8 protein-coding genes and 4 tRNA genes are annotated in these 7,365 nt (G+C 65.1%); 11 read left to right on the forward strand and 1 reads right to left on the reverse strand.

Annotated features, from left to right (window positions below):
* Positions 1-473: 473 nt before the first annotated feature.
* Positions 474-1,343, forward strand: coding sequence for a zinc metalloprotease HtpX (gene htpX / locus ABZV91_RS31635; protein ID WP_355249395.1), 870 nt, complete (start codon positions 474-476; stop codon positions 1,341-1,343).
* A gap of 24 nt (positions 1,344-1,367) precedes the next feature.
* Here htpX and ABZV91_RS31640 read toward each other — a convergent pair whose 3' ends face one another.
* Positions 1,368-1,859: a YajQ family cyclic di-GMP-binding protein gene (locus ABZV91_RS31640; protein ID WP_355249396.1), complete on the reverse strand. Its 492-nt coding sequence runs from the start codon at positions 1,857-1,859 to the stop codon at positions 1,368-1,370.
* Positions 1,860-2,055: 196 nt separating this feature from the next.
* On the opposite strand from ABZV91_RS31640, the gene ABZV91_RS31645 reads away from it, so the two are divergent.
* The 10 genes from ABZV91_RS31645 to rplA all read left to right on the forward strand — a co-directional run bounded on the left by ABZV91_RS31645 (position 2,056) and on the right by rplA (position 7,263).
* Positions 2,056-2,141, forward strand: a tRNA-Tyr gene (locus ABZV91_RS31645).
* A 196-nt stretch (positions 2,142-2,337) separates the two neighbouring features.
* Positions 2,338-2,410 (forward strand) — tRNA-Thr (locus ABZV91_RS31650).
* A 70-nt stretch (positions 2,411-2,480) separates the two neighbouring features.
* Positions 2,481-2,553 (forward strand) — tRNA-Met (locus ABZV91_RS31655).
* Between the two features lie 44 nt (positions 2,554-2,597).
* On the forward strand, positions 2,598-2,768 hold the full coding sequence (gene rpmG, locus ABZV91_RS31660) for a 50S ribosomal protein L33 (RefSeq protein ID WP_011211653.1): 171 nt from the start codon (positions 2,598-2,600) through the stop codon (positions 2,766-2,768).
* Between the two features lie 337 nt (positions 2,769-3,105).
* Entirely contained in the window at positions 3,106-4,158 is a 1,053-nt protein-coding gene (locus ABZV91_RS31665) for a fused (3R)-hydroxyacyl-ACP dehydratase subunits HadA/HadB (RefSeq protein ID WP_355249399.1), read from the forward strand.
* A 275-nt stretch (positions 4,159-4,433) separates the two neighbouring features.
* A tRNA-Trp gene (locus ABZV91_RS31670) sits at positions 4,434-4,506 on the forward strand.
* A gap of 31 nt (positions 4,507-4,537) precedes the next feature.
* Positions 4,538-4,939 (forward strand): preprotein translocase subunit SecE, encoded by a 402-nt coding sequence (gene secE, locus ABZV91_RS31675; RefSeq protein WP_355249397.1) that lies wholly within the window; start codon positions 4,538-4,540, stop codon positions 4,937-4,939.
* Between the two features lie 116 nt (positions 4,940-5,055).
* Positions 5,056-5,835, forward strand: a complete 780-nt coding sequence (nusG, locus tag ABZV91_RS31680; RefSeq protein ID WP_355249398.1) for a transcription termination/antitermination protein NusG — start codon at positions 5,056-5,058, stop codon at positions 5,833-5,835.
* Positions 5,836-5,916: 81 nt separating this feature from the next.
* Positions 5,917-6,351 carry a 50S ribosomal protein L11 gene (gene rplK, locus ABZV91_RS31685; protein WP_039826907.1) on the forward strand — a complete coding sequence of 145 codons (435 nt, stop codon included), beginning with the start codon at positions 5,917-5,919 and terminating at the stop codon, positions 6,349-6,351.
* Between the two features lie 198 nt (positions 6,352-6,549).
* Positions 6,550-7,263 carry a 50S ribosomal protein L1 gene (gene rplA / locus ABZV91_RS31690; protein ID WP_039826906.1) on the forward strand — a complete coding sequence of 238 codons (714 nt, stop codon included), beginning with the start codon at positions 6,550-6,552 and terminating at the stop codon, positions 7,261-7,263.
* Positions 7,264-7,365 lie beyond the last annotated feature (102 nt).

Here is a 7,365-nt window from a genome sequence, read left to right on the forward strand (position 1 = left end):
CCGTTTCGGCCTCGAGACTCGCGCCTGCGGCGCATGCGCTTCGAGGCCGAAACGGCGAGACGGGCCTCAACCCTTGGAGGTGTCTCGTAAGACTCGACGCATGGGGTTGCGTCGGCATTCGATGGTCGGATCGGATGACGACTCGACCGCCCGGGCGGCGTGGGGGCTGATCGCCTTCAGTAACTGTGGGGCCCTTCTGGTGTCGAGTTCAGCGAGGTTCTGGAAGGGGCGAGGTCCGTCCCGTCCTCGGCCGAAGGTGCTGGATGGTCGCAGTCCATGGACGGCCGGCCGCACCTCGCATGCGTGAAGCGCGAGTTTCGACGCCTGCACGGCGGGACCGAGGGGCCTCGATCTCGCGGCGCCGCCGACGAGTACAGCACCGGAACTCGGAGCGGGCTGAGCTCGTTGTCCTCCTGTAGCGGTTCTGGCCGAAACTCGCGCGTCCGGGCGCGCGCCACGTATACAGGAGTGCTATGCACGGGCACGGGTTTGCGAATGGGATGAAAACGTTCGGGCTCATGGTCGGGCTCTCCGCGCTGATAGTTCTGGCGGGGGCAGCGTTCCGGAACACGACCATTCTGGTCGTCGCGGTCCTCATCGCCGTGGCGATGAACGGTTACGCCTATTTCAACAGCGATAAGCTCGCGTTGAAGGCGATGCGGGCGCAGCCGGTGAGCGAGATCGAGGCGCCGGCCATCTATGGGATAGTGCGTGAGCTGGCGACCACCGCGCGGCAGCCCATGCCGCGGCTGTACATAAGTCCCACGAATGCGCCCAACGCGTTCGCCACCGGGCGTAATCCACGGCATGCGGCGGTCTGCTGTACCAGCGGTATTCTGCAGATCTTGGACGAGCGTGAATTGCGGGCCGTGCTCGGTCACGAACTGTCTCATGTCTACAACCGGGATATCTTGATCTCCTCGGTCGCGGGGGCGATGGCCGCGGTGATTTCCGGGCTGGCGAATTTCGCTTATTTCGCGGCGGCGTTCGGCGGGAATCGGGGTGATTCCGGGCCGAACATCTTCGGTGTTCTGCTGGTTTCTCTGCTGGGCCCGATCGCCGCGGGATTGATCAAACTGGCGGTGTCGCGGTCGCGGGAATATCAGGCCGACGAGTCGGGTGCCGAGCTGACCGGCGATCCGCTGGCGCTGGCGTCGGCGCTGCGCAAATTGGAGCTCGGGGTGCAGGCGGCGCCGTTGCCGCCCGAACCCCGGCTGACCGCGCAATCGCATCTGATGATCGCCAATCCGTTCCGTGCCGGTGACCGGATGGCCCGGATGTTCTCGACGCATCCGCCGATGGCGGAACGGATCGCGCGCCTGGAGCAGATGGCCGGCCGCTGAGGGCTCGGGTCGGCAGGCGCTCGATCAGCGGTAGTTCACGAATTGCAGAGCGATCCCGAAATCGTCGCCTTTCAGCAGCGCGATAACGGCTTGCAGGTCGTCGCGTTTCTTGCTGGTGACCCGTAATTCATCGCCCTGGATCTGCGCTTTGACGCCTTTGGGGCCTTCGTCGCGGATCTTCTTGGAGATCTTCTTGGCGTGCTCGGAGTCGATGCCCTGGACCAACGTCCCGGTGATCTTGTAGGTCTTGCCGGAGGCGACCGGCTCGCCGGCATCGAAGGCCTTGAGCGAGATATCGCGGCGGATGAGTTTTTCCTTGAACACCTCGAGCGCGGCTTTCGCCCGCTCCTCCGATTCCGCGGTGAGCACCACTTTGTCCTCGCCGGACCATTCGATACCCGCGCCCGTGCCCCGGAAGTCGTAGCGGGTGTTCAGTTCCTTCTCGGCCTGGTGCAGGGCGTTGTCGACCTCCTGCCGCTCGACCTTGCTGACGATGTCGAATGATGAATCGGCCACACTGCGCTCCTGTTCACTGTTGGATCACCCTGGGTGCTTACGCAAGCTACCTGGTCGGTGCGACGCCGCTGTGCGGCCATGGCGATCGGGGGCAGTTCGAGGGATCTGGCCAGCGGGTTTGCATTCTGGGTGCGGGTTCGTTGTATCCTGCTCAGCGCACTGGAAAAGTGATCGGAAGATCGACAGTGCGGTACGAGGCAGGTTGCCCGAGCGGCCAATGGGAGCAGACTGTAAATCTGTCGGTGAAAGCCTACGTAGGTTCGAATCCTACACCTGCCACCAGGAAACCCCCGCCGGTGAATACCGGCGGGGGTTTCTTCGTCCAGGGCGGTCCGCGCCCGGGCGTACGGTGGGTCCGCTCGCCAGAAAATAGGCTTTGACCACTCGGTTTGGTGCTCTTGGTGGTCAGTGTGTACTCTCGTTCAAGTCTTCGAGGCAACGGGTAGGACTTCGTCGGTTCCCGCTGCCGAGAGGTCGTGCCCCCTTAGCTCAGTCGGCAGAGCGTTTCCATGGTAAGGAAAAGGTCAACGGTTCGATTCCGTTAGGGGGCTCGCCGGATTGCCGGTGGTGTCCCGACTCGGCACTCCAAGCCGCGGCGTCGCCGTCGCAGATGGCGTATAAGGCGGTGTAGCTCAGGCGGTAGAGCAAACGACTCATAATCGTTGTGTCGCCGGTTCGAGTCCGGCCATCGCTACCCATACTGATTGACCCTCTGGTTGACCGGAAAGAAGGCATATCGTGGCCGCGAAGTCCACCGATGTCCGGCCAAAGATCACCTTGGCCTGCGAGCAGTGCAAGCATCGCAACTACATCACCAAGAAGAACCGGCGCAACGACCCGGACCGGCTGGAACTGAAGAAGTTCTGCCCGAACTGCGGTACGCACCGGGCGCATCGCGAATCTCGCTGATCCTCGCGTGAGGCCGCTGCGGTAGCAGCGGGTCCCGAGCCTCCGCGCGCGCGGTTACGGCGTGTCGGATGTTCACAGCACCACGGTGGTAGGTCTTCGCCGGATTCCGGTCAGGCGACCGGGGGCGCTGCGGGGTTCGTATTCCTACTCGACGGCGGCGTCCTGGTCCTCTGGTGGTTACGCGAACCACCGACACTACGGCCGATCACCGGCCGCGGTGATGATCAGGCGGCTGCTCGGCCCTTTCGGTCACGCCGACTCTATCTACGGGCCCGACGCCCAGCCGCCGTGCAGACTCCGTGCTGCGGGGTCAGATAGGTACAGTCCTCCCGTGACAATCAACACCGGTACAGACGAAGCGGTCGCGACGGATACGGATTTCGATCCCGCCGCCCACGCGGCCGCCATGGTCGGTCACCACTATCGTGTCGACGACTACTACGAGGTCGGCCGCGAGAAGGTGCGCGAATACGCGCGCGCCGTGCAGGACGGGCATCCGGCGCACTGGGACGAAGATGTCGCCCTGGAATTCGGCTACGACGGCCTGGTCGCCCCGCTCACCTTCATCTCCCTCGTCGGGATCCTGGCACAGCGCAAACTGTTCGAGACGGTCGTCACCGGCTACGACCTGAGCCAGATCATGCAGACCGACCAGATACTGGAGTTCCACCGCCCGATCGTGGTCGGTGACCAGTTGATCTGCGATGTGCACCTGCATTCCTTCCGGCAGGCGTTCGGCGGCGACATCATCGTCACCAAGAACATCGTCACCGACCAGCACAACGAGCTGGTGCTCACCACCTACACGACGCTGGTCGGCCGTAGCGGTGGCGATATCGATCCGAATCTCAACGAGGCCGTCCGCAAGGTGCTCATGCACGGGATGGACGCGGCGGTTCCCGATCACACCCCGCGTACCCGCCACGTCGTTCCCGCGCCGGCCGTCGGCGAGATCGTGCCGACCCGGTTCGCCCGGTCGTTCGACGAGGTGTCCGTCGGTGACGAACTGCCCGCCCGGATCGTCCAGCTGACCCGCGGTGACCTGGTGAACTACGCCGGTGTCTCCGGCGACGCGAACCCCATCCACTGGAGTGACGAGGTCGTCAAGCTGGTGGACCTCGACAACTGCGTCGCGCACGGCATGCTCTCGATGGGCCTGGGCGGCGGTTTCATCACCTCCTGGCTGGGCGATCCCGGTGCGGTGAAGGAATACAACGTCCGGTTCACCAGCCCGGTGTTCGTGAGCGCCACCGACCCGGCCGAGGTCGAGTTCACCGGCAAGATCAAGTCGACGGATCCGGAAACAAGGACGGCGGTGATCGCGATCGTGGCCAAATCCGGCGGTCGCAAGATTTTCGGCCGGGCCACGGCAACCGTCCAGTTGTCCTGACCTGGTCGAGCGACCCTGATTGGCTTCTGTCACGGGCCGTGCCGTACACTCGGGTTTCTGGGGTCACCAGCCGATGCGCGCTGCTCTGCAAGGCTGGTTCCAGGCGGGGTTTCCGACCAGCGGCCGTACCGGCTGAGTAGGCTCGGACCGACCGGTCGCACCGGCCCCGCCCACGGGGCCGGCACCTGCCGGGGCGGCGCGCGTGTTGTGTGACACCAGCACCGACAACTGAATATCGCATGTGGCTGGGCCTCACGACAGTCCGGTTCAGCCGAAGGGGCGTAGCTCAAATGGCAGAGCAGCGGTCTCCAAAACCGCAGGTTGCAGGTTCAAGTCCTGTCGCCCCTGCCCTGGATAACGGCGACGAGAGAGGATCGACGTGACCGACGAGCGGGACACTCGCCGCGGCGGATATGGCGCCGACGACGGCGATGACACCGCCGCCGTACAGCGGCCGAGCGGAAAGCGTTCCGCTCGGCGTGGTCGATCCGTCTCGTCCTCCGCGTCCGATACCGGTTCGCTCGCGACCATCGATCGACCCGCCCGTAAGGCCGAGTCGAAGTCCGGCCGCGGCGAACGCGAACGGTCACGCAATCCGTTCGTGCGTTTGTTCAAGTTCCTGCGTGAGGTGATCGCGGAACTGCGGAAGGTTATCTGGCCCAACCGGAAGCAGATGGTCACCTATACGACCGTTGTTCTGGTGTTCGTGATCTTCATGGTCGCGTTCATCAGCGGGTTGGATCTGGCGTTCATCAAGGGTGTCGACTGGTTGTTCGGTTAGCCAGGTGACACCGGCGCCGTGAACCGATCCGCGCCGCGGGCCGGACGCAAGTCCTACGCCGCGCCCGAACCCGGCACGCAGAGGATGCACGTGACGACACAGGAAGCGAGTGCCCAGTGAGCACCCCGGAGAACGACACCACCAACGAGTTCCCGGTCGACGATCAGGCGGCCGAGGAGGCTGCCGTATCCGTCGAGGAGCCGGCGTCCGACGCCGAGCCCGAGGCTGCCGACGAGGCCGCACCCGCAACCGCCGACGCGGAGGAGCCGGACCCGGTCGAGCAGATGAAGGCCGTGCTGCGCCGCGCTCCCGGTGACTGGTATGTCATCCACTCCTACGCCGGTTACGAGAACAAGGTGAAGACCAATCTCGAGACCCGTGTGCAGAACCTGGACCTGGAGGACTACATCTTCCAGGTGGAGGTGCCCACCGAAGAGGTCACCGAGATCAAGAACGGCCAGCGCAAGAGCGTGAACCGCAAGGTGCTGCCGGGCTACATCCTGGTCCGGATGGATCTGAACGACGAGTCCTGGGGTGCGGTCCGCAATACGCCGGGCGTCACCGGGTTCGTGGGCGCGACCTCGCGCCCCTCGCCGCTGACCATCAACGAAGTGGTGAAATTCCTGGTGCCGGCCTCGCAGCAGAAGAAGGCGGCCGCGCCGGCCGCCGCCGCGGCCGGTACCGAGGCCGTCGGCGGCGAGGTCAAGGCCAAGCCCACCATCGAGGTCGATTTCGAGGTCGGCGAATCGGTGACGGTGATGGACGGTCCGTTCGCGACCCTGCCCGCCACCATCTCCGAGGTCAACGCCGAACAGCAGAAGCTCAAGGTGCTCGTCTCCATCTTCGGACGCGAGACCCCGGTCGAGCTGGAATTCACCAAGGTCGCCAAGATCTAGGCGGCGCCTGTGTTTCCCGGGGCCGTGGTCCCGGGTCGGAGCTTGCAGAGAGCAAGGAACACCACACCCTAGGAAAGAAAGATGCCCCCCAAGAAGAAGAAGCTCGCCGGGATCATCAAGCTTCAGATCCAGGCCGGCGCCGCGAACCCGGCTCCGCCGGTCGGTCCGGCGCTCGGTCAGCACGGCGTCAACATCATGGAGTTCTGCAAGGCGTACAACGCCGCGACCGAGTCGCAGCGTGGCAACGTCATCCCGGTCGAGATCTCGGTGTACGAGGACCGGTCCTTCGACTTCAAGCTGAAGACCCCGCCGGCCGCGAAGCTGCTACTGAAGGCCGCCGGTGTGCAGAAGGGTTCGCCCGAGCCGCATCGCAACAAGGTCGCCAAGGTGACCATGGACCAGGTGCGCGAGATCGCGAAGACCAAGCAGGAAGATCTGAACGCCAACGATATCGATCAGGCGGCCAAGATCATCGCGGGCACCGCGCGTTCGATGGGTATCACCGTCGAAGGCTGAGTGTCGCCCACGGGTGCGCGCATCCGACAGCACACACGGCTGATTTCGCCGATCCCGCTTTCGGTGGGAGGGCCGGCCAGGCCCGATAACCACAGCTGAACCACGACTTCGCGGCGTGAGCGCCGGGCGCGCAGGCGGTTGCCTGCGTAACCATGAAGCGCCCCGGGAGCGCCGCCAATAGAAACAGGACAGAGAAACATGGCAAAACGAAGCAAGGCGTACCTCGCCGCTGCCGAGAAGGTCGACCGCAGCAAGCTCTACTCGCCGCTGGCCGCGGCGCGGCTGGCCAAGGAGACCTCCACCACCAAGACGGACGCGACCGTAGAGGTCGCCATCCGGCTCGGCGTCGATCCCCGTAAGGCCGACCAGATGGTCCGCGGCACCGTGAACCTGCCGCACGGCACCGGTAAGACCGCCCGCGTCATCGTGTTCGCGGCCGGTGAGAAGGCGGCCGAGGCGGAAGCCGCCGGTGCCGACGCCGTGGGCGCCGAGGATCTGATCGAGCGGATCCAGGGCGGCTGGCTGGATTTCGACGCCGCGATCGCCACCCCCGACCAGATGGCCAAGGTCGGCCGTATCGCGCGTGTCCTGGGCCCGCGCGGTCTGATGCCGAACCCGAAGACCGGCACGGTCACCACCGATGTGACCAAAGCGGTCAACGACATCAAGGGCGGCAAGATCAACTTCCGGGTCGACAAGCAGGCCAACCTGCACATCGTCATCGGTAAGGCGTCGTTCGACGACAGCAAGCTGGTGGAGAACTACGGCGCCGCGCTGGACGAGATCCTGCGCGCCAAGCCGTCGACCGCCAAGGGGCGTTACGTCAAGAAGGTGACGGTCTCGACGAACACCGGACCGGGCATCCCGGTGGACCCGAACCGCACCCGCAACCTCCTGGAAGAGGACGCGTAAGCGCTCTCCGGAATACCGCACCGCGAAACGGCGGGAGCGTCATCCGACGCTCCCGCCCGTTCGCGTATGCCGGCGCCCCGGGCGCGGGACCGGTGGGGGGCG

The sequence above is a fragment of the Nocardia sp. NPDC004568 genome (assembly GCF_040609955.1).
GTDB lineage: Bacteria > Actinomycetota > Actinomycetes > Mycobacteriales > Mycobacteriaceae > Nocardia.